This is a genomic window from Streptomyces sp. 13-12-16 (genome assembly GCF_002114215.1).
Classification (GTDB): Bacteria; Actinomycetota; Actinomycetes; order Streptomycetales; family Streptomycetaceae; genus Streptomyces.
The window spans coordinates 1-1,181 of record NZ_NCTE01001169.1; the positions used below are offsets into that span (position 1 = coordinate 1).

At 75.6% G+C, this 1,181-nt stretch carries 2 protein-coding genes; both read left to right on the forward strand.

Translation table 11 applies throughout. The annotated features are described in order from the left end of the window. Positions 1-489 (forward strand): MurR/RpiR family transcriptional regulator (locus B7767_RS36950; RefSeq protein WP_373408270.1); only part of this gene is annotated, 489 nt, incomplete at its 5' end. A gap of 135 nt (positions 490-624) precedes the next feature. Next, positions 625-1,181: hypothetical protein (locus tag B7767_RS36955; RefSeq protein ID WP_085575828.1), on the forward strand; the 557-nt coding region annotated here is incomplete at its 3' end.

The window sequence follows — 1,181 nt, forward strand, 5'->3', positions numbered from 1 at the left end:
CGGCGGGCGGGCCGGGTGCTGGCCGGGAGCCGGCCGCTGCCCGTGCTGGGGCTGCGGGCCGCGGCGGCCCAGGCGCACGGGTTCGCCTACTTCGCCGCCAAGGTCCACCCGGACGTACGGCTGCTCAACGAGGGCGGCACGATGCTCCACGACCGGATCGACGCCGCCGCGCGGGCCGGGGCGAGCGCCCTGCTGTGCTTCGCGCTGCCCCGGCACCCTCGCGAGGTCCTCGACGCCCTCGCCCACGCCAAGGAGACGGGGCTGACCGTGGTCACCGTCGCCGACTCCCCGTTCGCACCGGTCGCCAAGGTGTCCGACCTGCTGCTGCCCGCCGCCGTCGGCACCGGGCTGGCCTTCGACACGGCGTGCGCGCCGATGCTGCTGGGCCGGGTGCTGCTGGAGGCGATGTGCGACGACCTGCCCGACGCGCAGGCACGACTGGAGGAGTTCGACACCAGGGCGGCGGCGCGCGGCCTGTTCGTGGACTGACGGTACGGGAGTGACGGCGGGGGTGGTCCGTCCGTGTTCTCAGACTCGTCTCACCTTGCGTCGCTAGCGTCCGTCCCCCAGGACATGCACAGGTGTCCAGGACATGCACAGGCATCGGAGGACGGGAGGCCGGACGTGACGCGTGGAGGACAGGGACTGGCCCGGGTGGCCGTCGTCGTACGGGCCGGGGCCGCACCACTGTGGTGGCCGGGAGTTGTCGCGGCGGGCACCGGGGCGCTGGTGCCGGGACTGACCGGGCGCAGGATCGGTGTACTGGCGGGCGCCGCGCTGTTCCTCGTGGCGGTGGCCGTCGTGGCGTACGGGCGGCGGGGACGGTACCGCGCCCTGACCCGGTCGGCGGCCCGGGCGGGCAGGCACGACGTGCTCCAGGACCGGTCGGTGACCGTCCGCAACTGGCGTCGCGGGCACCGCTGGTGGCTGCTGCTCGCCTTCGTCGCCGCGCTGGGCACGTCGTTCGTGGTACCCGCCGCCGGTGGTCTGCTGCTCGCCGGGTGCGGGGTGGGGCTGTGGCTGAAGGCGGCCTGGATCGGGCGCCTGGAGCAGGCGGACGAGGTGTTGCTGTGGGTGCGCGTCGACTGGCTCCGCGCGGGGGCGGGGCGGCCTGCGGGCAAGGCGGTCAAGGGGTACCGGACGACCGGTGTCGCGGCGGGCGACGCGGCGCCGGGCGGCTC